Annotated in this window: 21 protein-coding genes and 3 tRNA genes; 13 read left to right on the top strand and 11 right to left on the bottom strand. The window is 71.6% G+C overall.

The features are described 5' to 3' along the window. Window positions 1–15: 15 nt before the first annotated feature. Window positions 16–417 carry a TIGR03618 family F420-dependent PPOX class oxidoreductase gene (locus BM339_RS21530; protein WP_083597826.1) on the top strand — a complete coding sequence of 134 codons (402 nt, stop codon included), beginning with the start codon at window positions 16–18 and terminating at the stop codon, window positions 415–417. 22 nt (window positions 418–439) lie between these two features. Here BM339_RS21530 and BM339_RS21535 read toward each other — a convergent pair whose 3' ends face one another. The 7 genes from BM339_RS21535 to BM339_RS21565 all read right to left on the bottom strand — a co-directional run bounded on the left by BM339_RS21535 (window position 440) and on the right by BM339_RS21565 (window position 7,807). Further along, window positions 440–1,558 carry a WD40 repeat domain-containing protein gene (locus BM339_RS21535; RefSeq protein ID WP_075022004.1) on the bottom strand — a complete coding sequence of 373 codons (1,119 nt, stop codon included), beginning with the start codon at window positions 1,556–1,558 and terminating at the stop codon, window positions 440–442. A gap of 49 nt (window positions 1,559–1,607) precedes the next feature. Then, a complete protein-coding gene (hypF, locus tag BM339_RS21540) occupies window positions 1,608–3,824 on the bottom strand; it encodes a carbamoyltransferase HypF (protein ID WP_244938600.1) in 2,217 nt (738 codons plus the stop codon). 72 nt (window positions 3,825–3,896) lie between these two features. Continuing rightward, on the bottom strand, window positions 3,897–4,532 hold the full coding sequence (locus tag BM339_RS21545) for an SRPBCC family protein (RefSeq protein WP_021597163.1): 636 nt from the start codon (window positions 4,530–4,532) through the stop codon (window positions 3,897–3,899). Then, window positions 4,529–4,876, bottom strand: a complete 348-nt coding sequence (locus BM339_RS21550; protein ID WP_021597164.1) for an ArsR/SmtB family transcription factor — start codon at window positions 4,874–4,876, stop codon at window positions 4,529–4,531. The genes BM339_RS21545 and BM339_RS21550 overlap by 4 nt, the downstream gene beginning before the upstream one ends. 48 nt (window positions 4,877–4,924) lie before the next feature. After that, entirely contained in the window at window positions 4,925–5,518 is a 594-nt protein-coding gene (locus tag BM339_RS21555; RefSeq protein ID WP_021597165.1) for an FMN reductase, read from the bottom strand. Further along, a complete protein-coding gene (locus BM339_RS21560) occupies window positions 5,515–6,594 on the bottom strand; it encodes an LLM class flavin-dependent oxidoreductase (RefSeq protein WP_021597166.1) in 1,080 nt (359 codons plus the stop codon). The genes BM339_RS21555 and BM339_RS21560 overlap by 4 nt, the downstream gene beginning before the upstream one ends. Window positions 6,595–6,664: 70 nt before the next feature. Further along, complete coding sequence (locus tag BM339_RS21565; RefSeq protein ID WP_075022005.1) at window positions 6,665–7,807, bottom strand: TDT family transporter; 1,143 nt, start codon at window positions 7,805–7,807, stop codon at window positions 6,665–6,667. A 94-nt stretch (window positions 7,808–7,901) separates the two neighbouring features. On the opposite strand from BM339_RS21565, the gene BM339_RS21570 reads away from it, so the two are divergent. Next, window positions 7,902–8,810: a LysR family transcriptional regulator gene (locus BM339_RS21570; RefSeq protein WP_075022006.1), complete on the top strand. Its 909-nt coding sequence runs from the start codon at window positions 7,902–7,904 to the stop codon at window positions 8,808–8,810. On the opposite strand, the gene BM339_RS21575 is transcribed toward BM339_RS21570, so the two are convergent. Next, a complete protein-coding gene (locus tag BM339_RS21575) occupies window positions 8,807–9,409 on the bottom strand; it encodes a YceI family protein (protein ID WP_075022007.1) in 603 nt (200 codons plus the stop codon). The two genes, BM339_RS21570 and BM339_RS21575, sit on opposite strands and share 4 nt — an antisense overlap. A 90-nt stretch (window positions 9,410–9,499) precedes the next feature. Here BM339_RS21575 and BM339_RS21580 point away from each other — a divergent pair, with 90 nt between their 5' ends. The 5 genes from BM339_RS21580 (at window position 9,500) to BM339_RS21600 (ending at window position 11,746) form a co-directional block, all read left to right on the top strand. Continuing rightward, the gene (locus BM339_RS21580; RefSeq protein WP_021598914.1) at window positions 9,500–10,303 is read left to right on the top strand and encodes a universal stress protein; all 804 of its coding nucleotides are present in this window, start codon (window positions 9,500–9,502) and stop codon (window positions 10,301–10,303) included. Window positions 10,304–10,478: 175 nt separating this feature from the next. Then, window positions 10,479–11,447 (top strand): CHAP domain-containing protein, encoded by a 969-nt coding sequence (locus BM339_RS21585; RefSeq protein WP_021598913.1) that lies wholly within the window; start codon window positions 10,479–10,481, stop codon window positions 11,445–11,447. A gap of 41 nt (window positions 11,448–11,488) precedes the next feature. Then, a tRNA-Gly gene (locus BM339_RS21590) sits at window positions 11,489–11,561 on the top strand. A 27-nt stretch (window positions 11,562–11,588) separates the two neighbouring features. Then, window positions 11,589–11,659 (top strand) — tRNA-Cys (locus tag BM339_RS21595). A gap of 12 nt (window positions 11,660–11,671) precedes the next feature. Continuing rightward, window positions 11,672–11,746: transfer RNA gene (locus BM339_RS21600), tRNA-Val, on the top strand. A 57-nt stretch (window positions 11,747–11,803) separates the two neighbouring features. On the opposite strand, the gene BM339_RS21605 is transcribed toward BM339_RS21600, so the two are convergent. Genes BM339_RS21605 through BM339_RS21615 form a run of 3 tightly spaced genes read right to left on the bottom strand, consistent with a single transcriptional unit; the run spans window position 11,804 to window position 13,587 of the window. Next, window positions 11,804–12,514, bottom strand: a complete 711-nt coding sequence (locus BM339_RS21605) for a hypothetical protein (RefSeq protein ID WP_021598912.1) — start codon at window positions 12,512–12,514, stop codon at window positions 11,804–11,806. Window positions 12,515–12,532: 18 nt separating this feature from the next. Beyond that, window positions 12,533–12,823 carry a phosphopantetheine-binding protein gene (locus BM339_RS21610; RefSeq protein ID WP_075022008.1) on the bottom strand — a complete coding sequence of 97 codons (291 nt, stop codon included), beginning with the start codon at window positions 12,821–12,823 and terminating at the stop codon, window positions 12,533–12,535. Next, complete coding sequence (locus tag BM339_RS21615) at window positions 12,820–13,587, bottom strand: thioesterase II family protein (RefSeq protein ID WP_021598910.1); 768 nt, start codon at window positions 13,585–13,587, stop codon at window positions 12,820–12,822. Before BM339_RS21615 ends, BM339_RS21610 begins: the two co-directional genes overlap by 4 nt. A gap of 192 nt (window positions 13,588–13,779) precedes the next feature. Here BM339_RS21615 and BM339_RS21620 point away from each other — a divergent pair, with 192 nt between their 5' ends. The 6 genes from BM339_RS21620 to BM339_RS21640 all read left to right on the top strand — a co-directional run bounded on the left by BM339_RS21620 (window position 13,780) and on the right by BM339_RS21640 (window position 26,879). Continuing rightward, window positions 13,780–19,266 carry a type I polyketide synthase gene (locus tag BM339_RS21620; protein WP_218163717.1) on the top strand — a complete coding sequence of 1,829 codons (5,487 nt, stop codon included), beginning with the start codon at window positions 13,780–13,782 and terminating at the stop codon, window positions 19,264–19,266. A gap of 9 nt (window positions 19,267–19,275) precedes the next feature. After that, window positions 19,276–20,409, top strand: coding sequence for a helix-turn-helix transcriptional regulator (locus BM339_RS49975; RefSeq protein ID WP_021595049.1), 1,134 nt, complete (start codon window positions 19,276–19,278; stop codon window positions 20,407–20,409). A gap of 54 nt (window positions 20,410–20,463) precedes the next feature. Beyond that, window positions 20,464–21,072, top strand: coding sequence for a GNAT family N-acetyltransferase (locus BM339_RS21630; RefSeq protein WP_075022009.1), 609 nt, complete (start codon window positions 20,464–20,466; stop codon window positions 21,070–21,072). Window positions 21,073–21,079: 7 nt separating this feature from the next. Further along, on the top strand, window positions 21,080–22,126 hold the full coding sequence (locus BM339_RS21635) for a CgnE/CgnB domain-containing protein (RefSeq protein WP_021595047.1): 1,047 nt from the start codon (window positions 21,080–21,082) through the stop codon (window positions 22,124–22,126). Window positions 22,127–22,178: 52 nt separating this feature from the next. Beyond that, entirely contained in the window at window positions 22,179–22,313 is a 135-nt protein-coding gene (locus tag BM339_RS51570) for a hypothetical protein (RefSeq protein ID WP_021595046.1), read from the top strand. Between the two features lie 99 nt (window positions 22,314–22,412). Further along, window positions 22,413–26,879 carry a type I polyketide synthase gene (locus BM339_RS21640; protein WP_143118543.1) on the top strand — a complete coding sequence of 1,489 codons (4,467 nt, stop codon included), beginning with the start codon at window positions 22,413–22,415 and terminating at the stop codon, window positions 26,877–26,879. Window positions 26,880–26,896 lie beyond the last annotated feature (17 nt).

Here is a 26,896-nt window from a genome sequence, read left to right on the forward strand (position 1 = left end):
CCTAAGATCGTGCAGGTGGGGGGAAAGCACCGGCTCGACCTGGCCGACGAGCGGCTCATCGCCTTCTGGCGGGAGCGCCGCGTGTGCGCCCTCGTCACGCTCCGCCCGGACGGCACCCCGCACGCCGTGCCCGTCGGCGCCACCCTGGACGGCGGCACCGTCCGCGTGATCACCTCGGCCTCCTCGGCGAAGGCGCGGCACGTCCGGCACGCGGGCGAGGCGGGCCTCCCGGCCGCGGTGACCCAGGTGGACGGCCGCCGCTGGGCCACCGTCGAGGGCCGCGCGGTCGTGCGGACGGACCCGGCCTCCGTGGCCCTCGCCGAGCGGCTCTACACCGTCCGCTACAAGCCCCCGCGCCCCAACCCGCACCGCGTCGTGATAGAGATCACCGCGACCCGGGTCCTCGGCAGCCTGTGACCCGCCCGCGCGGCGGGCCCGCTCAGTAGGCGTAGGCGGATCCGCAGCCGGAGACCGAGCCCGACCGGTTCGTGAAGGCGCCGTCCGTCACCCTGCCGAAGGAGTCGATGCCGCCCAGGCAGGCATAGCGCCGTTCGCCCTCGCCGGAGACGGCGATGAGGGCCACCGTGTTCGGCTCGCGCTCGATGGTGCGGGTCACGCGCATCGGCCCGCCTCCGGCGAAGGAGAAGAAGACCGTGGTCGCGGGCCGCTCTCGCTTCAGGACGCCGAGCCCTGTGCGGCCGTCCGGATTCATCACCGCGGTGGTGACCGCCCCGGAGCCGCCCGGCTGGCGGAACAGGATGCGTCCGCCCCCGAGATCGGCGCCCTTCGCGCGGGTGTCGAGGGCATGGACGGTGACGTTCTCGACCGTGCTCTCACCCTGCCCGCCCGGCCATCCGTGTCCGGCGGAGGCGCCCTGGCGGACGTCGCTGAGGGCGTAGCCGAGCGTGCGGCCGTCGCGCGCCCAGGCGATCTCGCCGATGAGCGACGGGGCGGCGGCCGTCCACGTCCGGCGGTCGTTCGAGTCGATGTCGAGAACCGTCACCGTGGCGGGCGGGAGCGGAGCCTGCGGATCTTCCGTGCACGGTGCGGTCGTGAAGGCGAGGCGGGCACCGTCCGGGCTCATCGCCAGACCGGCGACGCGTGCCGGGACGGCGCCGGCCTCGCCCAGCGGTTCAAGGTCCTCCACATGGCCGTCGCCGGTGAGGCCGAACCGGTACAGCCGGCTCTCGCACGGGTCCTCCCGGAGGGAGGAGACGACGAACGCGCCACCGGGCGCTTCGATGATCTCCTGTGCCGTGCCCGCGGACGCCGGCGGCCGGACCGAATCCACCGGTCGCGATCGGCCGTCCTGCCGCAGCGCGCGGACCTGCAACCACGGCTTCCGCCCGCTCCCGTGCGGGGAGTCTCCGGTGTCCCAGACGGTCAGCAGGAAGCGCGGCTCGCGATCGGCCAGGGGGCCCGTGGACGAGAAGCCTTCGTCCGTCAGCAGCCGCACCGCGCCGATGGAGGCGGCGACCGCCACGGCCATCGCCAGTGGCCCGGCCCACCGCCGGATCAGCCATGAGAGGGGCTGCCGCTCGTCCCTGTCGTCCGCCATCCGATGATCATGCCGTCTCGGAGGTGCGAGCGTGCCCGTTTTCGACCGATCACGCGGTGTCCCGCCGCCGGTGACGAGCGGTGGCGACGGCGGCCTGACCAAGGCTGATGCCGCCGTCGTTGGGCGGGACGCGGTGATGGGTGAGGACGTCGAAACCCGCGCCGGCCAGGCCGGACACCGCGCGGTCCAGCAGGAGCATGTTCTGGAACACGCCGCCGGAGAGCGCCACCGTGGCGAGCCCCGTCGCCTCGCGGACGCGGGACGCGCCGTCCACGACGAGGGCCGCCACGCCGTTGTGGAAGCGCGCGGCGATCACCGGGACCGGAACTCCGGCGCCGAGGTCGGCCGCCACCGCGTCCAGCAGATCGCGGCCGCGCGCCACGAAGGACGACGTGCCACCGAGAGACGCCCTGTACGCACCGAATTCCGCCGGATCCGCGCGCTGTTCCAGCTCGATCGCGGCCTGCCCCTCGTAGGTGACCCGGTCCCTGACGCCGAGAACGGCCGCGACCGCGTCGAACAGGCGGCCCATGCTGGAGGTGAGCGGAGCGTTGATCCCGCGCCGGGCCATCTCCGCGACGGCGGGCCAGTCACGGCGGCGCGCCACCGGCAGCCCGTCCGGGACGCCGTAGGCGGCGGCCATGCGCCAGGGCTCGCGGATCGCGGCCGCGCCGCCGGGCATCGGAACCGGTTCCAGGTGCCCGGCGCGCTCGAAGCCGCGCAGGTCGGCGACCAGGAACTCGCCGCCCCAGAGCGTGCCGTCCGTCCCGTATCCGGTGCCGTCGAACGCCACGCCGATGACCGGGCCGTCCACGCCGTTGTCCGCGAGGCAGGACGCGATGTGGGCGTGGTGGTGCTGGACGGCGACCGGCGGCAGGTCCTGGTCGAGCGCGTACTTCGTCGACAGGTACTCGGGGTGCGGGTCGTGGGCGAGGAGTTCGGGCGTGATGTCGAAGAGGCGCCGGAAGTGGGCGATGCCCTCCTCGAACGCGCGGAGCGTCTCGTGGTTCTCCAGGTCGCCGATGTGGTGGGAGACGAACGCCCGGCCGCCCCGGGCCAGGCAGAACGTGTTCTTGAGCTCGGCCCCGCACGCCAGGACGGGCGGGCCGTCCCCGATGGGGATCGGCTCGGGCGCGTAGCCGCGGGACCGGCGCAGCGGCAGCGTCCGGCCGGCGAAGACCCGCACCACCGAGTCGTCGGTGCGCGTGTGGATGGGGCGGTCGTGCCGGAGGAACCCGTCGGCGATGCCGCCGAGGCGTTCGAGGGCGTCGGCGTCGCGGTGCGCGATCGGCTCGTCCGAGACGTTCCCGCTGGTCAGCACCAACGGCTCGGTGACCAGGAGGTGGTGGAGCGGGGTGTAGGGCAGCATGAGGCCGAGAGACCGGTTCCCGGGCGCGACCGCGCCGGCGAGGTCCGCGTCAGGGCGGCGGCGCGCGAGCACGATCGGACGCCGCGGGCCGGTCAGCAGCGCCTCCTCGGCGTCGGACAGGACGCAGAGCGCCCGGGCCGCCGCCAGATCGGGGACCATGACGGCGAACGGCTTGTCCTCGCGGTGCTTGCGGGCGCGCAGCGCGCCGACGGCGCCGCCGTCCGCCGCCCTCGCGGCGAGGTGGTAGCCGCCGAGGCCCTTGACCGCGAGGACGGCGCCGTCCGCGAGCATCGACCGCGCGGCCTCCAGCGGGTCGCCGGCGGCGGGGCGCACGGTGAGGGACGGTCCGCAGGACGGGCAGCACACCGGCTGGGCGTGGAACCGGCGGTCGGCCGGGTCCTCGTACTCGGCGGTGCACTCGCCGCACATCGCGAAGCCCGCCATGGTCGTGTTGCGCCGGTCGTAGGGGACGTCCCTGACGATCGTGAAGCGCGGCCCGCAGTTCGTGCAGTTGATGAAGGCGTAGCCGTGGCGCCGGTCGGCGGGGTCGCGCATCTCGCGCACGCAGTCGTCGCAGGTGGCGGAGTCCCAGGAGACCAGGGCGCGGCGCTCGCCCGACGCGTCACTGCCCACGATGACGAACCCGTCGCGGCCCGCCGCGGCCAGGTCGCGGACCGTGACGCGTTCGACGACGGCCAGCCGGGGCGGGCGCGCGCGCAGGCCGTCCAGGAACCGCCCGACCTCGTCGGGCGCGCCCTCGACCTCGATGAACACTCCGCCCGCGTCGTTGCCGACCAGCCCGGACAGGCCGAGGCCGGTGGCGAGGCCGTGCACGAACGGCCGGAACCCGACGCCCTGCACTACCCCTTCGACGCGGACCCCCACCCGGACGTCCACCCGGCACATTCTGCCTGGTCGGCAGGTGCGCTCCCGGGACCCGCGGGGCGTGTCAGCGATCCCGCGCCGGGATCACTCCGCCTCTCCGGTGTAGGCGCCGATGGTGCGGTCCGCGCAGGCGCGGGCGACCGCTTCGTCGGCGCCCGACTCGACGTGCGCCTCGCGCCAGGCCTCGCCGCTCTGCCGGGTGAACTCCTTGCCCTCGTCGGTCGTGGACCAGTCCGGCCCGACCTCTTCCGGGGCGTTCTTGCCGGTCGCCAGGTGCAGGGCGAGGCCGAGCAGCGCCATGTCCCAGCCGATGCCGACGGCGCCCGGCCCGAACTGGTCCCACATGCCGTCGTCGACGTGGGCGATGTGCTCCAGTTCGAAGCGCGACCGGCCGTCCTGCTCCGGGGTCAGCCGGACCTCGATCCAGGACGTCTGGCCGCCGTACTCCCAGGTCGCGGAGAAGCCCTTGGGCGGATCGCAGGTCTCGATGGTCCCGCTCGCGTTGCCCTCGATCTGGTAGCGGCCGCCGAGCCGGAGCTCACCCGAGATCGGCAGGAACCAGCGGGGAATCCGCTCGGGGTTGGTGACGGCGTCCCACAGGTCCTCGACGCCGGTGTCGTAGACCTGGCTGACCGTCGACGTCCGCGCGGTGCCGGCCTCCAGCACCCGCTCGCCGACCTTGCGCCGTACCGCGTTGATCTGCCCGGTGACTTCGATCATGTCTCGCTCCCTGGGTCGTGTCGGCGTGCGCGCTTGCCCCGGGCGATCTCGGTCGCCAGGGCGTCGAGATGCGGCGTCCAGAACCGGCGGAAGCGGTCGAGCCATTCGTCGACCTCCCGCAGCGGCGCGGAGTCGACGGTGTACAGCCGGCGCGTCCCCTCCGCCCGCACCACCGCGAACCCGCTGTCGCGCAGCACCTTCAGATGCTGCGAGACCGCGGGCTGCGAGATTCCGAACTCCTCCCGGACGACCGCCGTCACCTCGCCGGACGACCGCTCGCCGTCGGCGAGCAGCTCCAGGATCCGGCGCCGCACCGGGTCGCCCAGTACATCGAACGCGTGCACGAGCCCAAGGTACAGGCTTCGCTTATATAAGCCAAGGCTTAGGAAAGATCAGCGTCCGGCGAGGAGCCGCTCGAAGGGAACGGGGTTCTCGTACGGATCGTCCTTGGCCGGGGCCGGACGCGCCTCCATCAGGGCGGCGAGCTCGGCGCCGGCGCGGGCGACGCGGTCGGGCAGAGCCGTCTCGCCGCTCCCCCAGTCCTCGGACGCCGCGTACACGGCGGTCGGGACGACGCTGGTGCGCAGGTAGGCGAACAGCGGGCGCATGGCGTAGTCGATGGCCAGGGAGTGGCGGGCGGTGCCGCCGGTCGCGCCGAGCAGCACCGGCGTGCCTTCCAGGGCGTCCCGGTCGAGGACGTCGAAGAACGTCTTGAACAGGCCGGTGTAGGACGCGTTGAAGACGGGCGTGACGGCGATGAGGCCGTCCGCGCCCGTCACCGCTTCGACGGCGGCGCGGAACGTCCCCGACGGGAAGCCGGTCAGGGTGGCGTCGACCATGGCGTGCGCGTGGTCGCGCAGCTCGATGGTCTCGACGGCGGTGTCCGCGCGCAGGGCCTCGGTCGTCGCGGCGGCGAGGCGGTCTGCGAGCAGCCGGGTGGACGACGGCCGCCCGAGCCCGGCGGAGACGACGGCGAGCGTGGTCACTTGACCCCCTCTGCGAGACGGGACGTGTGGGTCGGGGCGGTCGCGGGGACGTGCGCCGGGCGCAGCGACTCGAACTCCTTGCGCAGGACGGGCACGACCTCCTCCCCCAGCATGTCGATCTGCTCCAGGACCGTCTTCAGCGGCAGCCCGGCGTGGTCCATCAGGAACAGCTGGCGCTGGTAGTCGCCGAAGTGGTCGCGGAACGTCAGCGTCTTCTCGATGACCTGCTGCGGGCTGCCGACCGTGAGGGGCGTCTCGGCGGTGAACTCCTCCAGCGACGGGCCGTGCCCGTAGACGGGGGCGTTGTCGAAGTACGGGCGGAACTCGCGGACGGCGTCCTGGGAGTTCCTGCGCATGAACACCTGCCCGCCGAGGCCGACGATCGCCTGGTCGGCGGAGCCGTGGCCGTAGTGCTCGAACCGCTGCCGGTAGAAGCCGATGAGGCGCTGGAAGTGCTCCTTGGGCCAGAAGATGTGGTTGGCGAAGAAGCCGTCGCCGTAGTAGGCGGCCTGCTCGGCGATCTCCGGGCTGCGGATCGACCCGTGCCAGACGAACGGCGGGACGCCGTCCAGCGGGCGCGGGGTCGAGGTGAACGACTGCAGCGGGGTGCGGAACTCGCCTTCCCAGTCGACGACGTCCTCGCGCCAGAGCCGGTGGAGCAGGTGGTAGTTCTCGATGGCCAGCCGGATGCCGTCGCGGATGTCCTTGCCGAACCACGGGTAGACGGGGCCGGTGTTGCCGCGTCCCATCATCAGGTCCACCCGGCCGCCGGCGAGGTGCTGGAGCATCGCGTAGTCCTCGGCGATCTTCACCGGGTCGTTGGTGGTGATCAGCGTGGTCGCGGTGGACAGGATCAGCCGCTCGGTGCGGGCCGCGATGTAGCCGAGCATCGTCGTCGGGGAGGACGGCACGAACGGCGGGTTGTGGTGCTCGCCGGTCGCGAAGACGTCCAGGCCCACCTCCTCGGCCTTGTCGGCGATCGCGACCATGGCCCTGATCCGCTCGGCCTCGGACGGCGTGCGCCCGGTGGTCGGGTCGGGCGTGACGTCGCCGACCGTGAAGATCCCGAACTGCATGCCCGGCCTCCAGATAGTAGAACGTTCAACCATCCTACAGAACCCCGGAGCGCGGACCGGTATTCCTGCTCTAGGACGGGGCGGGGACGGCGGGGCGCGCCGGCAGGAAGAGCCGGCCGCTGACCGCGCCCTGGAGCGTCCGGACCGCGGCGACCGCCCAGGCCGCGACGAGCAGCAGGTAGAGGAGCACGGCCAGCCCGGCCAGCGCGTCCAGGCCGGTGGCCTCGTACAGGCCGCAGGCGCCGGTGACGCACGTCCCGACCGGGAAGGTGAAGGCCCACCACGTCATCGCGAACGGCATCCCGCCGCGCAGGGCCCGCAGGTTCGCGGCGCCCGCGAGGACCAGCCAGAGCATCGCGAAGCCCATCACGGGGGCGCCGTAGAGGACGGCGAACGCGCGCATGGCCGCCGCGTACCCGGGGACGGCGTCCGCCGCGCCCGCCGCGTCCGCGATCTGGACGGCGGCCGTCGTCGACTGCCCGAGCGGCCCGAGGACCAGGAAGAGCGCGGGGGTGAGGGTGACCGGCGACGGGCGGCCGCCGGCCAGCCGCGTCCAGATGCCCGGGAGCAGGACGAGCGTGGCGAGCAGGCTCGCGCCGAACATGGCGTGGCACCCGAACAGCAGCGTGGCGCGGGCCTGGCCCTCCGGCAGGTGCGGGACGAGCGCGGGCCCGAGCGCCGCGGCGACCATCGGCGCGACCACGGGCAGCAGCCAGGTCGGGTCCGCCGAGCCCGGTTCGAGGCGGTGCCGGGTGATCATGAGGTAGGGGACGCCGGCCGCGACGGCCACGGCATAGGCCGTGCCGAGGCTCCACAGGACGGCGTCCAGCGCGATCGCCGCACCGTGCCCGATCACGGGCGGGCCGAGCACCAGCGTGCCGTAGCCGACGGCGAGCAGGGCCATCGGCGGGCAGCCGTAGAACACGGCGGTGGCGGGGTTGTCCAGGAGCTGGGACCGGGCCACGTCCGGGTGCCGGACGACATGGACGGCGCGCGCCGTCATCAGCGCCGCGAGCATCGCCAGCGAGAGCATCCACACGGCGACGGCGAACGCGTGCAGGCCGGGGACGTCCACCGGCAGCGCGCGGGCGCCGGTCCCGACGATCGACGTTCCCATCACGGCCGCGTACCAGTTGGGCCCGAGATGGCGGAACGCCTCGGCGGGACGGTCGAGCGCGCCCAGCGGCGCGCCGTGGAGGGTCGGGAGGCTCATGCCCTCCAGCGTCCGCCGCCGGCGGTCGCGGCAGTAGACGCCACGGCCCTATGGGCTCATAAGGCGGCCTTATGGGTCACGTAGGATCGGGGGCATGGCCGTGTCGCATCGCGTCCCCGACCTGGGCGCCCTCGAACTGCTGCTCGCCGTCGTCCGGCTGGGCAGCGTGGGGCGGGCGGCGGCCGAGCTCGGCGTCACCCAGCCCGCCGCCAGCGCCCGCATCCGCTCGATGGAGCGGCAGGCCGGCGTGGCCCTGCTCGAACGGTCGCCGCGCGGCTCGCGGCCCACGGAGGCGGGCGCTCTGGTCGCAGAGTGGGCCCGGCAGGTCATCGCGGCGGCGGAGGCGCTCGACGCGGGCCTCGGCGCGCTGCGCGAGCGCCGGGACGGGCGGCTGCGCGTCGTGGCGAGCCTGACCGTCGCCGAGTACCTGATGCCCGGCTGGCTGGTGACGCTCAAGACCGTCCGGCCGGGCGTCGCGGTGACGCTGCGGACGGCGAACTCGACCGTGGTCGCCGAGGAGGTCCGCGGCGGCGACGCCGACCTCGGGTTCGTGGAGGGCGCCCGGACGCCGGCGGGCCTGAGCGGCACCATCGTCGCGACCGACCGGCTCGTCGTCGTGGTCGGCGCGGGCCACGCCTGGGCGCGGCGGCGGTCCGGGGTGACCGCGGCCGAGCTGGCGGTCACGCCCCTCGTCCTGCGCGAGCAGGGCTCGGGGACGCGCGAGATCCTCGACCGGGCGCTCGCCTCGCACGGCGGGACGGCGCCCCCGCTGCTGCAACTGGCGTCCACCACCGCGCTCAAGGCGGCGGCCGTCTCGGGCGCGGGCCCGGTCGTGGTGAGCGACCTGGCCGTCGCCGACGAGCTGGCCGCGGGACGGCTGATCAGGGTCCCCGTCCCCGAGCTGGACCTCTCCCGGCCGCTGCGCGCGGTGTGGCCGGCCGGGCAGCGTCCCGCCGGCCCCGCCCGCGACCTGCTGGGCCTGACCCGCGCGGCGCGCGGCTAGGCCGGGGCCTCGGCGGCGCCGGTGCCGGCGTCGGCCGTGGCCAGCACCGCCTGGATCTCCAGCGCGATCGCGACCTCGTCGCCGAGCATGACCCGGTCGCCCTGCAGCGGGACGTTGAACTCGATGCCGAAGGCGCGGCGGCTGATGGCCGCGGTCGCGGTGAAGCCGGCGCGGAGGCCGCCCCACGGGTCGGTGCTCACTCCGTGGAACTCGGTCAGCAGCCGGACGGGCCGGGTCACGTCCCTGATCGTCAGGTCGCCGTCCAGGTGGTAGCGGGGGCTGCGGGCGCGGCGGCCGACGGTGGCACGTTCCACTCCGGTGCCGGCGAACATCATCACCGGGTGCCGCCGGACGTCCAGGAAGTCGGCGGAGCGGATGTGCTCGTCCCGTTCGGCGCTGCGGGTGTCGATGGAGCCCATCCGGATCTCCGCGCGCGCGGCGGACTCCAGCGGATCGTCCGCGACCACGACCTCGCCCCCGAAGTCGGGGAACGACCCGCGCACCGTGGTCATCAGGTGCCGGATCGCGAAGGTGATCTCGGAGTGCACCGGGTCGATGGTCCAGCGTCCGGGTCTGAGGTCGGACACCTCGGCCCCCATGAAAATCCCCCCAAACTTACGACAATCAGGAAAAACTACCGCAAACCGCCGCTGGTCTGTGACGGCCCTCCGGGGGGAATGCTCAGGAGCATGATCGGTGAACACGTGCTCGCGGGCTACGTCCCGGACGCGGGCGGCAGGGAGGCGCTCGACCTCGCGCGCGGGATCGTCGCGCTGACCGGCGGCCGGCTCAGCGTGGCGACCGTCGCCCCGCCGGACCTGCCGGCCGCGGCCGGGGAGGCGCGCGCGGTCCTCGACCAGGTGCCGGAGGCGCTGGACGGGTGGCCCGCGGACCTGCACGTCCAGGAGGGGCGCAGCGTCGGCCGCGGCCTCACCGTGCTCGCCAGCCGGATCGGCGCCGACCTGATCGTCGTCGGCTCCCCCGAGGGCGGCGCCCGCGGCCGCATCGGCGTCGGCGCCGCCGCCGACCACCTGCTGCACTCGGCGACCGAGGCCGTGATGCTCGCCCCGTCCGGCTACGTCCCGCCGGACGATCTGGGCCGCATCACGGTCATGTACGTCCGGCGCCCCCAGTGCGAGGAGGCGGTCATCCGCGCCGCCCAGGCCGCCGAGCGGCTGGAGGTCCCGCTCCGGCTGGTCACGCTGGCCATCGGCGAGGTGAACGCCGAGCGGCTCCGCGACGACCTCGCCCTCGCCATCCGCCTCGCCGTGGACTCGGCCGACCTGCCGCCCGAGGAGGTCTCCGCCGAGCTCGCCGAGGGGGACGACGTCGCCGACGCCCTGGACGACGTGGACTGGCCCGACGGCGAGCTGCTCGTCTGCGCGTCCAGCGAGGACGCGGCCGCGCACCGGGTCTTCGTGGGCGAGATCGCGCTCAAGGTCCTGCGCGCCACCCCCTGTCCGGTCACCGTCCTCCCGCGTGGCTACTACTGAGTAGTCCCTTTTGACCGGTTGTCGGGAACGGCTTGCCGCCCCCCGTTTACCTCGGCTACATTCCGTCGAGATCGGAACGTGACCTTGGACCCCCCGGGCCGGGGGCCGCGGCGCGTTCCGTCCCCCCGGTCGGGCGCCACCCTGCCCGGACGAGCGAGGTGCGGCAGGGAGCGACATGGACCCGATCGGCAAGAAACTGCTCGACATCGCCAAGAAGGAACTCGGCTACACCGAGAAGGGCGACGGCTACACGAAGTTCGGCGACTGGTACGCCAAGAACGTCGACGGCGACCACGACGCCTACTTCAAGACGGCCCCCTGGTGCGACATGTTCCTCGCCTGGGCCGCCGACAAGGCCGATGTCACCGAGCAGACCGGGCAGTTCGCCTCCACCGTCCAGCACGCCAAGTGGTTCAAGAAGCACGACGCCTGGGGCCACGACCCCGAGCCCGGCGCCATCGTCTTCTACGACTGGAACGGCTCCGGCGACATCGACCAGGTCGACCACGTCGGCATCGTCGAGAAGGTCGACGGCCACACGCTGCACACCATCGAGGGCAACGCCGAGGGCTACAAGCTCATGCGCAAGACCCGCGACATGGACACCGTCGTCGGCTTCGGCTACCCGTCCAAGATCAAGGTCGAGGCCAAGTACACGCCGAAGCACGCCGCCCCCGCCCCCACCGTCGACAAGATCGGCGACCCCGCCACCACGACGCACGCGCAGGAGCAGGAGCACTCCGCGCCCCCCGAGCACCTCCCCGCGCAGGAGGTCGTCATCGGCGGGATCCTCGCCTTCGTCCTCTGCGGCACCGTCGCCCTCGCCGCCGGCCGCGCCGCCGCCGCGAAGGCCCCCACCACGCCGCCGATCCGCGTCCGCAAGCGCGGCAAGCACCACCGCCCGTCCACCCCGGTCGCGCTCCCCGCCGACGTCACCCCGGCCGACCTGGACGCGGCCGACGCCGGCACCACCCTGATGCCCGCCCTCTCCCTCGCCGCCGCCCACGAGGCCGAGGACCGCGAGTTCTGGGGCCGCATCGCCCACCTCGAAGAGGACAAGGAACTCGACTTCTGGAACTCCCTGCACGCCGAGCTCACCGACTCCGAGCCCGCGCGGTACGCAAGCACTCCAGGATTCCGCTAGAGTTGTCCATGCGAGCCCGGGGGGCGACCCCCAGGCGGCAGGCGGACGTGGCTCAGTTGGTAGAGCATCACCTTGCCAAGGTGAGGGTCGCGGGTTCGAATCCCGTCGTCCGCTCTGAGAGGCCCCGTCAGGCCTCGCTCTGGTGGAGTGGCCGAGAGGCGAGGCAACGGCCTGCAAAGCCGTGTACACGGGTTCAAATCCCGTCTCCACCTCGCAGCGCACGAGGGCGATTAGCTCAGTGGGAGAGCGCTACCTTGACACGGTAGAGGCCACTGGTTCAATCCCAGTATCGCCCACCATGATCTCCCCAGGTCAGACATCGTGTCCGGCCTGGGGATCGTGCATTTCCGGGAACGTCAATCGTCCTCGCGCCAGGGGAACACGTCGCCCGCCATGGCACGGGCTTTCATCAGCTGGTCGTCGTGGCCGCGGATCTGGTGGAGAAACGGGAAGTCGGTCGGCCGCACGGTGAGTTTGGCGACGGGCGCCACCGGATCCGGGTTCGCCGCCTGGGCTATCCGGACCTCCGTTTCGCCGAAGGCGATCCGCGGCTGCGGCTCGAACCCGTCCGCGGACAGGAGGTAGACCGTTCCCTCGCGCCACGGTCGCCGTTCGAGGGCAGAGCGGGTGATCGAGAAGAAGTAGTAGGGGCCGTCCCGGTCCTCGTTGAGCCGGATGCACGCGGTGACCAGCGTCATCGCGTGCCCGGCCCGGTCGATGACCGCGAAGTACATCGGCCAGATGCCGTCCATCGCGGCGAAGACCGCCCGCCGGCCACCGAATTCGGATGGGTCCGCCGGCCGGCGCGGTTCGAAGCACGTGATGCCGGGGTCGCCCGTTCCGTGGAGCACGAAGCCCCTTCGGTCGGCGGCATGGCAGAGGAACTGCCACTTCGGTGCCGGCAGCCGGTAGTCGATGGGTCGCGCCGGCCCCTCCTTGACGGCCTGGTCCAGCAGCCTGTCGAAGGCCGACGCCGTCTCGGGGTCCGGCCCGGGAGCAGGCCGAGACATCCAGTGCGCGGGCAGGTCGGCCCGCCGCTGCGGCGTCGGCCGCGTGCGCTCTGACACGGTTGGCCCCTCTCGATGTCACGAGTCCCAGGGAAGCCGCGCGGCGGCGGCCCGGTTCGCGCGCGCCGGGTGCCCGGTCCCTGCCGCCGCGCGTGCTTCGACTTCCTCGATCAACGTGGCGAGCGTCGGGTAACGGAACATGTCGACCATGCCGAGGGAGAGCCCGGCTCCGTCCAGGTCGGCGCGCACGGCGGCCAGAATGACCGAGGTGAAACCCGCCTCGAAGAAGTTGGTGCGGTCGGTCAGGATGCGCCCCCGCGGGGCCCGGCTCGCGAACGCGGCTCTGATCCGCCGTTCGAGCTCGGTCACCGCCGGAACTCCCGCTCGACGAGGGCCATCACCGCGGCCTGGCCACCGTCCAGCAGCCAGTGGTCGCCGTCGACGAACTCCATCCGGAAACCGGCGCTGGTCTGGGCCTCCCAAGCGCGCAGTTCCCCGGCCGAGCTGGTGCCGTCATCGCGCCCGGCCACCGCCACGATGGGCATGCCCAGCGGTGGACCGTCCACGTAGGCGAAGCCGGACACGGCGGCGAAGTCGGCGCGCAGCGCGGGTTCGAAGATCTCCCGGTAGTCCGGCTCCGCGGCGAGTGTCATCGGAAAGCCACCGAACGACCGGATCCGCGACCAGAACTCGTCCGACGGCAGAGTGTGCAGGGCGGAGTCGGGTCGTACCAGTTGCGGCGCGGGGTAGGAGGCCACGACCAGCGCCACGGGCGCCGGCATGGCCCCGGCCTCGACGGCACGCGCGAGCAGGAATGCGGCCAGCGCACCCGAGCAGTACCCGAAGAGCACGTAGGGCCGCGCCGTCCAGCGCGAGAGCTCGGCCGCGATGCCGGCGACGAGATCGTCCAGGTCGGTGATCGACGGCTCGTCGAATCGCGCCTGCCTGCCAGGGGGGTTCAACGCCCACAGCCCGATGTCGCCGGGCAGCAGGGCCGCGCAGTCGGCGAACGCCGAGCACCCCGCGCCGGCCTGCGGCAGCGCGAGCACCCGGTGCGGTCGCGAACCGTCGTCGTTCAGCGGGACGAACCACTGCGGCCCCAGCGCCCGGTCGGCTGACGATGAGGTTCGCACGGCACCTCCATACCGGTAGCACGCTGACCCGTCCATGCTGGCGAGCCGCGTGCTCGGCGTCATGTCCCGCAAACCCAGGACACCCTCCTGTCCCCTCTTCCCGGGGCATGCCGGGGAGGCGAGTCCGCGCCTACTGTGCGGCGAACGGATCTCGCCTTTCGGCGGTGCGACGCCACAACGAGAGGACGCGCGGTGGGTGACGAGCCGGGTTTTCCGGAACATGTGGCCAGCAGGGTGGCCATCATCGGCATGGGCGTGCGGTTCCCCGGAGCAGCCGACACGACCCAGCTCTGGCGCAACCTCGAACAGGGCGTGCAGTCCTTCACCAGGCTCACCGACGAGCAGTTGCGGAGCGCCGGCGTCTCCGAGGAGGACATCGCCGATCAGGACTACATCCGGGTCCGCCCCCTCCTGGACGAGATGGAGTATTTCGACGCGAAGTACTTCGGTTACAGCGCCAGACAAGCCCAGATAACCGATCCGCAGCAGCGGCTGTTTCTCGAGGTGTGCAGCACCGCTCTGCAGGACGCCGGCTACGCCGCCGGCAACGGTGGGCGCGACATCGGGGTCTACGGCGCCAGCGGGCCGGCCGAGTACCACTGGAAGAACGTTTTCCGGAACCAGCGGGTCCTCGATGCCGTCGGCGACCTCGGCGTCGACATCAGCAACCACGGGGACTACGTGGCACTGCGCGTCGCCTACTCCCTCGGTCTCACCGGCCCCGCGCTCTCGATCGCCACCGCGTGCTCGGGCTCGCTGGTCGCCACCCACCTGGCCGCGCAGGCGTTGCTGAACCGCGAGTGCGGCATGGCCATCGCCGGCGGGTCCCACGTCGTCCTGCCCTACCACCATGGACGGACGTGGACCGAGAACGGCATGTTCGCCCGCGACGGCAGGATCCGCGCCTTCGACGCGGACGCCGGCGGCACGAACTTCGGCACCGGTGCCGGCGCGGTGGTGCTCAAACGCTACGCGGACGCGCTCGCCGACGGCGATCACATCTATGCCGTCCTCCTCGCCTCCGCCGTCAACAACGACGGGGGCGCGAAGACCGGCTTCAGCGCACCCAGCGAGGAGGGCCAGCGGGCCGTGATCTCGCAGGCGCTCACCGCGAGCGGCGTCGCACCGGACACCATCGACTACGTCGAGGCGCACGGCACGGGGACGAGGGTCGGAGATCCGATCGAGGTGGCCGCGCTATCGGCCGCGTACAGGCAGGCCGGCGCCGTCGGCGAGCGCGCCTGCCCCATCGGGTCGGTCAAGACGAACATCGGCCATCTCGGATCCGTCGCCGGTATCGCCGGGCTCATCAAGACCGTGCTGGCCATGCGGAACGGGCTCGTCCCGGGCTCGCTCAACTTCGTGACGCCCAACCCGGAGATCGACTTCGCCGAGACGCCGTTCTACGTCAACGCGGAGCTGGCGCCGTGGCGAACCGGTGGCACGCCCAAGCGGGCCGCGGTGAGCTCGTTCGGCATCGGCGGCGGCAACGCGCACGTCATCCTTGAGGAGGCGCCGCCCGCGGTACCGGGCGACCCCGGGCGCACCTGGCAGATCCTGCCGCTGTCGGCCAAGACCGAGTCGGCCCTCGCGACCATGCGCACCGAGCTCGCCGCGCATCTGCGCGCCCACCCCGAGCTGGAACTCGCCGACGTCGCGCACACGCTGCAGGTCGGCCGGGCGCAGCTGGAGCGCCGCGACGCGGTGGTCTGCCGGGACGTCGACGACGCCATCGCCCAACTCGACGATGCCATGCCGGTGCCGCCGGACACGCGGGGTACCGCCTCGGTGGCGTTCCTGTTCCCCGGCCAGGGCGCGCAGCACGTGGGCATGGCCGAGCAGGGGTACCGGACGGAACCGGTGTTCCGCGAGACGGTCGACGAGTGCGCGGAGCTGCTGGCGCCGCATCTGGGTTGCGACGTACGGGACGTGATGTTCGGCGAGCGCGGCCGGGACGCCGACGACACCGCGAAGGCGGACCGGCTGCGGCGGACCGAGCTGGCCCAGCCGGCCCTGTTCACGATCGAGTACGCACTGGCCCGGCTGTGGATGAGCTGGGGCGTCGAACCGGCGACGATGGCCGGCCACAGCGTCGGCGAGTACGTCGCCGCCTGCCTGGCCGGGGTCTTCACGCTGCCGGACGCGCTGGAGCTGGTCGCGGCGCGAGGCAGGCTGACCCAGTCCATGCCGGCCGGCTCGATGGTCGCTGTGCCGATGGCCGCCGACGACCTTCTCCCGATGCTGCCGGACGAACTGGACCTCGCGGCGGTCAACGGCCCCAGGGCCTGCGTCGTCGCCGGGCCGGCCGATGCCGTCGCGGAACTGACCGAGTGGCTCGACGCACGGGGCGTGCGCTGCCGGCCCCTCCACACCTCGCACGCCTTCCACAGCTCCATGCTCGACCCCGTCGTGGAGCCGCTGCGCGACACGGTCGCCGAGGTCCCGCTCAAGTCCCCCTCGATCCCGTTCGTGTCGACCCTCACCGGCAGGCAGATCACCGACAGCGAGGCGGTCGACCCCGGCTACTGGGCGGACCACCTGCGCGGCACCGTTCGCTTCGACGCCGCCTGCCGGAAACTCGCGGCGACCGGGGCGGTGCTGCTCGAGGTCGGGCCCGGTCAGAACCTCACCTCACTCGCCCGGCAGGCGCTGCCCAAGGCGGCGAAGGTCGTGGCCTCGTTCGGCCGGCCGACCGCGACGGGCTCCGACGCCAGGTCGCTGGCCGAGGCCGCCGGACGACTCTGGTCGCTCGGCGTCCCGCTCGACTGGGCGGCACTGCGCGCCGGAGCCGGGCGCAAGCGCGTCTCCCTGCCCGTGTACCCGTATGAGCGGGAGCGGTACTGGGTGGAGCCCGATCCCCGCACCGGTGACGACGATGCGCGGTCGCGGGAACCCGCCGGCGGCCCCGGCTACCTGCCGGTGTGGCGGCGCCGGCCGCTGCCCGCGTCCGGGCCGCCGTCCCGCCCGGCGGCCGGCGGCTCGGACACCTGGTTGGTGTTCACCCCGGCGGAGGGACCGGCCGAGGCGGTGTCCGGTGAGCTCGCCGCGCGGGGCGCGACGGTGGTCCGCGTCAGCGCCGGCGCTCGGTTCGCGAAGCTCGACGACCACCACTTCGAGATCGTTCCCGGTCACCGTCCCGACTACGACGAGCTGCTCAAGGCCCTGGAGGCAGGACCCGGCAGGCCGGCCTCCGTCCTGCACGGCTGGACGTCCGGCCGGTCACTCTGGGCAGGACAGGACGACTTCTCCGCTGTCGACGAGATCCGCGACACCGGTTTCTACAGCGTGCTGTTCCTGTCGCAGGCCTGGCTGGCGCACTGGCCGGACCGGCCCGTCGAGATCCGCGTCCTCACCAGCGGTACCTGCAACGTGTCGGGTGCAGAGCAGATCGACCCGGCCAAGTCGTTGCTGCGCGGCCCGTGCCGGGTCATCCCGCACGAGTCGCCGACGATCACCTGCCAGCTCATCGACACCTCCGCGGCGGATCTCGCCGACGTCGAACCGCTCCTCACCGAGCTCGACACGCCGGTCACCGACAGGACGGTCGCCTTGCGGGCAGGACGCCGGTGGGTGGAGGAGTACGAGCAGACCGACCTGCCCGACCACACGGACGTACCTCGACTGCTCCGGCGACGGGGCGTGTACCTGATCACCGGAGGTATGGGCGGGATCGGGCTGGAGACCGCCAAGGCGCTCGCGCGCGGCGTGGCGGCTCGGCTGATCCTGGTCGGACGCACGCCGCTGCCGCCGCGCCAGGACTGGGACGCCTACCTCACCGAGAACGGCGATGATCGCACGGGCGCTCGGATCCGCGGCATCCAGGAGGTGGAGAGGCTGGGCGGCGAGGTGATGACCGCCGTCGCGGACGTCGCGGACGAGGCCGCCATGCAGATGGTCGTCGACGCCGCGCGGGAGCGGTTCGGGCCCGTCAACGGCGTGTTCCACGCGGCCGGCGTGGCCGGCGGCGGCATGGCGCTGGTCCGCACGAGGGAGCAGGCCGAGCAGGTGCTCGCGCCGAAGGTCGAGGGCACGCTGGTGCTCGACCGGCTGCTCGGGCGAGAGATCGACGTGCTCGTGCTGTACTCCTCGATCGTGTCGGTCAGCGGTGACTACGGCATGGTCGACTACTGTTCGGCCAACGCGTTCCTCGACGCCTACGCGCAGGCACGCCCGCCCGCGCACTGCCCCGCGATCTCGGTCAACTGGTGCGGCTGGGCCGACGTCGGCATGACGGTGGACACACGGGCCGACGCGCCCGAGGGCTTCCGGGCGCTGGAGGCCGGGCGCGACCCCCAGCCCTCCCATCCCCTCCTCGGCCATCGACTCCCCGGTGACGAGATCGCCTTCTCCTCGCGGATCGATCCGACGTGCCACTGGGTGCTGTCCGACCACCGGATGAACGGACACGCCGTCTACCCGGGCGTCGCCTACGTCGAGCTGATCCGGGCCGCGTACGACACGGCCGTGCGGCCGGGCCCCGTCGAACTCCGCGACCTGATCTTCACCCGGCCGCTCGCCGTCGACGGGCCACGCGAGCTGCGCGTGGTCGGGCGACCGAGCGGGCCGACCGCCATCGACTTCACCGTGGTCAGCCGGCCGGCCGACGACCTCGACGCGCCGTGGGAACGGCATGCCTCGGGCACCGCCGACGCCACGGCGGACACCCAGGCGCCGCCGCGGCGGGATCTGGCCGCGCTCCGCGCGCAATGCGACGCGGCCGGCTACCGGCCGACGCTGGACGACCCGGAGTCCCCGGTGACGTTCGGCCCGCACTGGCACGTCATCGACCGGGTGCACACGGGCCACGGTCAGCATCTCGTCGAGCTGGCGATCCCCAGCGGCCTCGACGGCGACCTCGACGAGTTCGTGCTGCATCCGGCGCTGCTCGACGGCGCGACCGGCCTCGGCCTGGACCTTCCCGATCTCAGTGGGGACGGTCGAGGGTTCCTCCCGCTGGCGTACGGCCGGGTGGTCGTTCGCGCCCCGCTGCCGGCCAGGGTGTACAGCCATGGCGTACCACGCGGTGTCGCCATCGCGGGCCGGGACATCGCGAGCTTCGACTTTTCCATCATGGACGAGGACGGATGCGAGCTGGTCGCCATCGAGAACTACTCGGTCCGAGGTATCGAGACCGCCGCCGTCCACAGCGCACTCGGCGACCGTCCCACGGGTTCCATGATCGACCTGCCGGCCACCGCGCGCCCGGCCACCGCGGAACTGCTGCTGGCTCCGGACCACGGCATCGAGCTGACGTGGCGGATCCTCAACGGCGGCCGGGAGGCCCAATATGTGATCAGCACGGAGCCACCGGCCGCGCGGGCGGACCGCATCGCGGGGTTCGCGGCGAACATCGCGACAGCGGAAGGCGGGCAGCTCGCCGGGACCAACCGAACACGGCGACACGCTCCGGCGGTCGACATCGAAGCCATCAACGACACCGAGCGCGGTCTGCGCCGGCTCTGGATGGACGCGTTCGGCATCGACCAGCTCGGCCTGGACGAGGACTTCATCGAGATCGGCGGCAACTCGCTCGTGGCGGTGCAACTGGCGGTCCGGATCAAGGACATGCTCGATGTCACCGTGTCCGCGACCGTGGTCTTGGAGTACCCGACGGTGCGCACGCTGGCCCAGTTCGTCGACCAGTCCATCGCAGAGCAGCAGGCCGTCCTGAGCAGGTGACCGGTGGTCATGAACGAACTCGAAGTGCTGACGATCCCCCACGCGCCCGCCGACGGCGGCCCGCACCGGGATCGACCAGATCACCCCGATCCGGAGGCGCGCGTGGTCTACGCACACGCGCTGCGGCGGGGGCGGATCCGCGCCGACGAGGACGCCATCGCGGCCGAGTTCGGCATGGCGCCGGCCGCCGTCCGTTCCGCGGTCGAAACCCTCACCGGGCTGCACCTGTTGCGGGTGGACGACGGAGCCGACCAGACCTGGTTGGTGCCGGTCGACCCGGAGGTCGCCACCGCCACGCTGATCTCGCCCATCGACGAGGAGGTCAGGCGGCGTACCGCGACGATCAACAGGATCCGGCGGCAGCTCAGCGTGTTCCGGCCGCAGTACGAGTCGACCAGGCGCGCCGGCGCCGGCACGGACATCGAGGAACTGCGCAGTCCCGACGAGCTCGCCGGTCGCCTCCACCTGGCGGCCGTGCGCTGCACGTCCGGATTTGTCGCGTTCCACCCGAACCACTACCCGGGGGTTCGAGAGGCGGACGTCCGGCGGCTGGTGCCCGGCGGCTCGGCGATGCTCGACCGCGGCGTCCACGTCCGCATGCTCCTGCAGCACTCGGTCAGAACCGACATCCGCACCCGCTCGCGGCTGGACCCCTTGATCAGAGCGGGCGCCGAGGTGCGGACCACCGGCGAGCTGTCCCGGCAGCTCATGGTCTTCGACGCGAGTGTCGCCTTCCTGCTGCACCGGCCGGACCGGGCGGGAACGTTCGGGGTGGCCATCCGCAACGAGTCCGCCGTCCAGCTCCTTCTCGACCTCGTCGAAGCCACCTGGAGCGCGGCGGAGCCCTACTCCGCCAAAGAGATCGGCTACCACGAGGTCGCCGACGACCTGCACCGCGCCATCGTCCGGCTGCTCACCGACGGGCTCACCGACGAGGCGGTCGCCCGCCGGCTGGGCATTTCCGTCCGCACCTGCCGCCGGCATATCGCCATGGTGCTCCGCGATCTGGACGCGGTGAGCCGGTTCCAGGCCGGCGTGCGGGTGGGCGCGGCAGGCCCCGATGCGCCCGGTCAGCTGATTCGGGATGGAGGATCAATATATCCGGCGTCACCTGAACATGGCGCACCGGACGCCCGGCAATAGCGAAACTCGCCGTCTACTTGGCCCCTGCATCGGGATGAGGAAATTCGGAGTGTCATGAAGGCAGATTACTCGGTAGCGCTGACGCCCATCTTCGAAGACGACTACGAGCTGCTGTCGACGTGGTCGTCGTCGCCGAGCTGGGTCTATGCGTCCGGCACGAGGCAGTTCATGAGTCCGAGTGAATTCAAGGAGTTCACCAAGCAGGTCAAGGACACGTTCCTGATCGTGCGGACGCGCGAGGGCCAAGCCATCGGCACGGTCAGCTACCGGAACATCGGGGCTCCGGGCAACTTCGTCGTCGGGTCGATGATCGGCGACGCCGAGATGTGGGGCATGGGATTCGGCGTGGAGTCGGTCATGCTTCTCGTGGACATACTCTTCAATTCGAAGAACGCGCATCGAGTGGAGTTCACGTGTGGCCTGTACAACAAGGGGGCCATCCATAACTTCTGTTCCGGATTCATGCAGATTGAGGGAATACTCCGCGATTACCACTTCATCGACGGGACGTACTACGACGCCGTTATCGGCTCGATCCTCCGCGATGAGTACTATTCCATGATGCCCGCCTCGGAAACCGTGCCTACCGAAGAGAAGGACGAGGCGAGAAAACTTCTCGACGAATATCTGGAGAGTCATCCCATCACGTTGCGGCAGGAGTAGGTGGAGCATGCAGCAGCAGGACCGCGCATCGGCCGGCAGATACGCCAACGGCGGCCACGGCAATCTTCGTCAGATCTTTCCCGGCGACGGTCGGATATACGCGGTGACCGATGACGAATGGGTCGGGATCGCAGCCGGGTACTACGGTCTGGAACACGTGCCGCTCGCCGAGGTGGAAACGATTCCGCCGGGAGCCAATGTGGTCCTGTTCCTGCGGCACAGCCTCGTCAGCGTCAAGCTCAGGCGAATGTTCCGCGAGTTCCGGGTCCTCACCGTCCCGATCGCCAGCTTCGACGCGTCCCTCGAAGCGGCTCTGTACACCCAGAAGCTCACCATGGCGACCGATTACGCCACGGCCTGCCAGAACTCCCGATACTGGATCGAGAACCTGCAAGAGCAGGCCGGCCGACTCGTGTTCCACGACGGGGCCCTTGATGAAGGCGGAGACGAGCCGGGACGCGCGGGGACGGCGAACCGCAAGCCGGGTCAGCAGCGGACGCACATCGTCTGCTCCCTGGCCGACAGCATGAGCATCGACGCCCTGCCCGAACCGGCCATTGACGTCGGGCAGTGGGTCGGGGTGGGGAGTTACTGCGAGCTCGCGCTGAACAACAGGCCTCTGTCCGGCCGGCCGAGTCCATTCACGATCGAGGGCACCGTCGTCGCCGCAGGTGCGCTCGTGGCACGCCATCCGCGTTTCACGCAGCAAGGCGACGCGAGGATCCGAGCCGCGGAGCGGCTCCGTGCCGAGCTGGTCGAACGCGCCCCGCTGGTTCTGCGGATGGAGGCGAACGTGCTGACCAGCCTCCAAGCCGGTGGAAAGGACTTCACCGAGGCGCTCCGCGAGGTGACGAACCCGGAGCTCGGGCTGCAGGCCATGGAACTGGGGATCGGCACCAACCAGGCCGTGCTGCCCCAGGTGAACTGGAAGGTGAACTCGCAGCTCAACGAGGGGGCCGGCCCTCTGCACATCGGCTTCGGCGAGGGCATAACCGGCGCCCACATGGACTTTGTCGTCGCGCAGAGCACGCACATTTTTCAGCCTGCGGGCTGAATCTGCTCCGGCCACTCGCGGGTCGGACAAACCCTGGGAAGGAGGTGACAGTATGGGCGACAGCAAGCGCAGCGTCGAACTGAACTCGCAGTCCTGGAACATCAGCGACGAAGCGGAGAATGCAGAGTACGACGCCGTGGAGAATGCTGAGGACGCAGAATTCTCCCACCTCTACGCACGGCCCTAGCCGCTGCGCCGCAGGGGTGGCGACGGCGAATCCGTCGTCACCCCTGCGGACTCCGCATGGCGGATCATTTCGTTCACTGAAACTGGAGGTTGAGCGCACGTGGTCGATCGCACACGGGACGCGTTTGCTGTGATCGGCATGGCATGCCGTTTTCCCGGTGCTCGCGATGTGGACGAGTTCTGGAAGAATCTCACCGGCGGCGTCGCGTCGATCTCCACGCTGAGCGATGACCGACTGCGTGCGGCCGGAGTTCCGGACGAATATATCCGGGATCCGGACTATGTGAAGGCCGCCTCGGTCCTTGATGACATGGAGCTGTTCGACGCGGACTTCTTCGGGGTGGGGCCGCGAGACGCCGAGATGCTCGATCCCCAGCATCGAGTGTTCCTGGAGATCTGCCACACCGCGTTGCAGCACGCGGGCTACGATCCGGGTGCCTTCGGCGGCCGGGTCGGCCTCTACGCGGGAGCCCGCCACAACGAGTACCTGACGCAGAATGTCCTCGCCAACCGGGCCTTCATGGAGGCGGTGGGAGAGGCGCGCGTACTTTTCGCGAACCACCTCGACTACCTCGCGACGGGCGTGGCGTACCGGCTCGACCTGCGTGGGCCGGCGCTCAATGTGGTCACCGCCTGCTCGACATCGCTGGTGGCGGTTCACATGGCCTGTGAGGCGCTTCGCAGCGGGCAGTGCGAGATCGCGCTGGCCGGCGGCGTGGAGATCCGGCTCCCGGTCGGCGGCTATTTCTACACCGCGGGCGCCGGGTTCTTCTCCCCGGATGGGACGGTGCGCCCCTTCGACGCCAACGCGAACGGCACGGTGTTCGGCTCCGGGGCCGGAGCCGTGGCGATCCGCCGGCTGAGCGATGCGCTCGCCGACCGCGACACGATCCACGCGGTCATCGCCGGTTCGGCGGTGAACAACGACGGCTCGGGAAAGACCGCGCTCATGGCCCCTGCCGTCGACGGCCAGGCGGCCGTCATCGATGCCGCGCTCGCCGCCTCGGGAATCGAGCCGGCCGGCGTCGGCTTCGTCGAGGCGCACGGCACCGGCTCGATGGTGAGCGATCCGATCGAGGTGGCGGCCCTGGACCGCGCCTACCGGCGTGACGGCGCGCGGGGCGCACCCCGTGGCCTGGCCTCGGTGAAGGGCAATGTCGGCCACCTCGGAGCCGCGGCCGGCGTCTGCGGCCTGATCAAGACCGTGAAATGCGTCGGCGAAGGCCTGCTCCCCGCGAGCCTCAATTTCACCGAGCCGAACCCTCAGATCGATTTCGAGTCGAGCGCCTTCTACGTGGTCGACACGCTCACCAAGTGGCGCGGCGACGGCGACCGGCGACGCGCGGGGGTCAGCGCCTTCGGTGTCGGCGGCACGAACGCGCACGTCATTCTCGAGGAGCCGCCGGGCGCCCGCCCACGGGCGCGGCGGCCGCGACCGTACCGGCTGTTGACGCTGTCCGCCCACACCGCCTCGGCGCTGGAGGCATCCGAGCGCGAGCTGGCCGGGCACCTGGCCGGTGCGTCCGGCGACCTCGCCGACATCGCTTACACGCTCAACGTCGGGCGCGCGGACCGCGCCGCTCGACGAGTGCTGATCGCGCGGGACACCGCGGAGGCCGTCGCCCGCCTGCGCGACGGTAGCCCGGGCCGCACGGCGACCACGGTGGCCCGAGCCGGCGGGCATGAGGTCGTGTTCCTCTTTCCCGGGCAGGGCACGCAGTATCCCGGGATGGCCCGGGGCCTCTACGAGGACGAGCCGGATTTCGCCGCTCACATCGATCGGTTCTCCGCCCTCCTCGCCGAGTCGCACGGCCTGGACCTGGCCGGACTGCTGTTCCCCGAAGCGGACGATGAGCAAGCGACGGCCCGGCTCGCCAGGGCCTCGGCGGCTCAACCGGCCCTCTTCGCGGTGGAGTACGCGCTCGCCCGGTTGCTGGAAAGCCGCGGGATCGAAGCGTCCGCGATGGCCGGGCACGGCGTCGGAGAATACGTGGCGGCCTGCCTCGCCGGAGTGATGGACGCCGACGACGCCATCCGGCTGGTCGCAGATCAAGGTTCACTTGTCCCGTCGCTGCCCGGCGGCTCCATGCTCACGGTGCTGGCGAGCGAAGAAGCGCTCCGGCCGCTGCTTCCGGCGAACGTGGCCATCGCGGCGGTCAACGCACCCGAGGTGTGCGTGGCCTCCGGACCGCACGACGACGTGCGGCGATTGCGGGAGGCGCTGACCCGGAGAGGGATCGCAAGCCACTCTCTTCCGACGTCGCATGCCCTTCATTCACCGCTGCCGCATCCGGTCCTCGAAGCCTTCCGCGAGCGCGTCCGCGCCGTCCGCCTGAGACCGCCGCACAAGCCGTTCCAGTCGAACGTCACCGGCACCTGGATCACCGCCGAGGAAGCCACGGACCCGGAGTACTGGGTCCGCCAGTTGCGCGGCCGCGTGCGCTTCACGCAGATGCTTCGCCTGCTCGTGGACAAGGGGACATACATCTTCACCGAGGTCGGCCCCGGGCGGGCGCTCGGCGACCTCGTCCGCGCACACGCCGTCCCGGAGGCGGGCCCGGAACCGACGGTCGTGTCCGCCATGCGTCGCGCATCGGACGATCGCGACGATCCCGCCGTGTTCTTGGAAGCGATCGGCCGGCTATGGGAGGCCAGAGCGTCGGTCGACTGGGAGCGGTTCTGGTCGGACGACCGGCCAGGGCGCGTTCCCCTGCCCACCTATCCGTATGAGCGGCGGCGATTCTGGGTCGAGGCGGATGAAGACGCCTCCCAGGCGACCGATGACGGCGGGCCGATCCACGTCCCCACCTGGCGGGAGACGCCGCCACCGGAACGGGCGCCGCTTCCCGCCGCCGACCGGCACAAGGCATGGGTGGTCTTCCGGCTCCGGGCGGAGCCGGTCGCCGGCGAGCTGATCCGCCGACTGCGCGATACCGGACAGAATGTGATCGTCGTCGAGCCCGGGACCGAGTTCACGGCGGAAACGGATGGCCGCTACACGATTCGCGTTGATCAACGCTCCGACCACGCTCGGATAATCACTGACCTGGTGGACGCCGGATACACCCGCGTACGGGCCGTCCATGCCTGGGGCTTGGGGAACCGGCCGAAGGACGTGAGCGAGCAGGCATATGCTCGCAGGCTGCTCGACGAAGGTCTGTTCAGCGCGCTGCACGTGATGCGGGAGGCGGCACTGTCGAGCACCACGCTCACGGCCCGCGTCTCCGTGATCACGAGCGCCGCGCAGGACGTGGCCGGCGACGGGCGCGTGGAGCCCGCGAAGTCGAGCGTCCTGGGGCTGGTCACCGCGGGCTCGCCGGAGCTCGCCTCGGCCGCCTGTCAGAGCCTGGACGTCGGGTCCGGCCACCCCGAGATCCTCGGCGCCCGACTGTTCGAGGAACTCACCGCACCGACGTTCGAACGGCAGGTCGCCTTTCGCGGCCGGAAGAGATGGGTCCCTGCCCACTCCGCTCTCCGGTTGAGCCCAACCGGCAACGGTGTACTGCGGGAGCGCGGTGTGTACGTCATCACCGGAGGGTTGGGGGAACTCGGACTGGAGCTTGCTCGGCAGCTCGCCCACGCCGTGCGTGCGCGGCTGGTACTGCTCGACCGCACGAGCTTGCCGAATCGCTCGGAATGGCCGCGGCTCCTTGCGAGCGGCGACGATGAGTCGACCGTGCGGCGGATCCGTGGCGTTCATGCGGTGGAAGAGGCGGGCGGCGCCGTTCTCGTCTGTTCCGGAGATGTCACGGACGAAGCGCGCGTGCACGAGGTACGCGGGGCCGCCATGCGCGAGCACGGCCCGGTGGACGGGGTGTTCCACCTTGCCGGGATCGCCCGCGGCGGCCGGCCGGAAGCCCGCACCCGCGAGGCGGCCGAAAGGGTGTTCGCAACAAGGGTGACCGGAATGTACGTGGCTGACGAGGTGTTCCACCCGAAGCTTCTTGTACTCCACTCGTCACGAGCGGAGATCGCCGACGACTACGTGCAGACCGCTCATGCCGGCGCGAATTCGGTCATGGATGCATACGCCCAGGCGCAGTGGGCGTCCGGCCGCCATGTGGTCTCCATCAACTGGCCGGATCGGACGGCGTACACCACCCCGCCCGGATCGGTCCCGAGCCGAGGTCCTCTCTCGGGAGACGCAGGGGCGCTGCGGATCATCCTCGGCAGCGGCGTGGGGCCGCAGGTGGTCGTATCGCCGGGAGATCCGGCCGAGCGAGAGCGGCGCGCGCACCAGCCAACGTCGGCCGTGATGGCGAGTGAGCCGAAGCCGGAGTCGGCCGCGGTCGACCGCCGGCACCTCGCGACGCCCCACCAGGCGCCCGAATCGGCGGCGGAGCGCGCCCTGGCCCGGCTTTGGCAGGAGGCGCTCGGGGTGGCGGCGGTGGGCCTTGACGACAGCTTTCTCGATCTCGGTGGCAACTCGGTGATCGCGGTCCGGCTGGTGCACCGCATGTCGGAATACTTCCAGACGCCGCTGTCGGTGAAACGCGTGTTCGCCGCCCCCACCATCCGGCAACTGGCCGCCGAGCTCGAAGGACATCGGAAGCCGGAAAACGGCTGACCTCACCCGGGCCGACG

Source organism: Actinomadura madurae (assembly GCF_900115095.1).
GTDB classification, from domain to species: Bacteria; Actinomycetota; Actinomycetes; order Streptosporangiales; family Streptosporangiaceae; genus Spirillospora; species Spirillospora madurae.

Coding starts and splice junctions, on each gene's coding strand:
- BM339_RS21535 (WP_075022004.1), bottom strand. CDS start 1,558: ATGGCGGACGACAGGGACGAGCGGCAGCCCCTCTCATGGCTGATCCGG.
- BM339_RS21545 (WP_021597163.1), bottom strand. CDS start 4,532: ATGATCGAAGTCACCGGGCAGATCAACGCGGTACGGCGCAAGGTCGGC.
- BM339_RS21560 (WP_021597166.1), bottom strand. CDS start 6,594: ATGCAGTTCGGGATCTTCACGGTCGGCGACGTCACGCCCGACCCGACC.
- BM339_RS21565 (WP_075022005.1), bottom strand. CDS start 7,807: ATGAGCCTCCCGACCCTCCACGGCGCGCCGCTGGGCGCGCTCGACCGT.
- BM339_RS21570 (WP_075022006.1), top strand. CDS start 7,902: ATGGCCGTGTCGCATCGCGTCCCCGACCTGGGCGCCCTCGAACTGCTG.
- BM339_RS21575 (WP_075022007.1), bottom strand. CDS start 9,409: ATGGGGGCCGAGGTGTCCGACCTCAGACCCGGACGCTGGACCATCGAC.
- BM339_RS21580 (WP_021598914.1), top strand. CDS start 9,500: ATGATCGGTGAACACGTGCTCGCGGGCTACGTCCCGGACGCGGGCGGC.
- BM339_RS21585 (WP_021598913.1), top strand. CDS start 10,479: ATGGACCCGATCGGCAAGAAACTGCTCGACATCGCCAAGAAGGAACTC.
- BM339_RS49975 (WP_021595049.1), top strand. CDS start 19,276: ATGAACGAACTCGAAGTGCTGACGATCCCCCACGCGCCCGCCGACGGC.
- BM339_RS21630 (WP_075022009.1), top strand. CDS start 20,464: ATGAAGGCAGATTACTCGGTAGCGCTGACGCCCATCTTCGAAGACGAC.
- BM339_RS21635 (WP_021595047.1), top strand. CDS start 21,080: ATGCAGCAGCAGGACCGCGCATCGGCCGGCAGATACGCCAACGGCGGC.
- BM339_RS51570 (WP_021595046.1), top strand. CDS start 22,179: ATGGGCGACAGCAAGCGCAGCGTCGAACTGAACTCGCAGTCCTGGAAC.